The organism is Pseudoalteromonas sp. MMG022, from assembly GCF_021654245.1.
Taxonomy (GTDB): domain Bacteria; phylum Pseudomonadota; class Gammaproteobacteria; order Enterobacterales; family Alteromonadaceae; genus Pseudoalteromonas; species Pseudoalteromonas amylolytica.
On the sequence record NZ_JAKFZQ010000060.1, the window covers coordinates 1 to 472 of the forward strand.

Genomic DNA, 472 nt, shown 5'->3' on the forward strand with positions numbered 1-472 from the left:
CGCCATCAAAGCTGCTTCATCGAGTAAAGCCTGTGATTTAAAGCGCCCTTCCCAAAATCTACCTGTACAATTATCTTCTCGATTTGCCTGGCGTGCTATGTCTTCATTCAACACCCGCATAAACCAGCTAATACTCGATAAGCGATTGCGATATTCTGTTATCTCTTTGTTTAAGAAGAACCGTTGCCCTTCGTCTAAACGCTCTCCTTGCAGATATTTATGGCTTAGAATTGAGCCTTTAAACAGTTTGTGCCAACGTATGAGTACCGCCCTATCACTCAATCTTTGTGCCTTTTTATCATCCACATACAATACAACATGCGTATGGTTACTCATCACCGCATAAGCACACACATCAATACAAAATACCTGCGCTAAAAACAGTAAACGTTCTTCTACCCAACCCCTTCGATGCTCATATGATTTACCCGTAAACTTATCTTCTCCGCACAAAAATGCACGGCGAACACAC

1 pseudogene is annotated in these 472 nt (G+C 42.2%); it reads right to left on the minus strand.

Going from position 1 to position 472, the window contains the following annotated elements:
* A pseudogene (locus L1070_RS20185) lies at nt 1-472 on the minus strand (transposase); the annotation flags it as partial.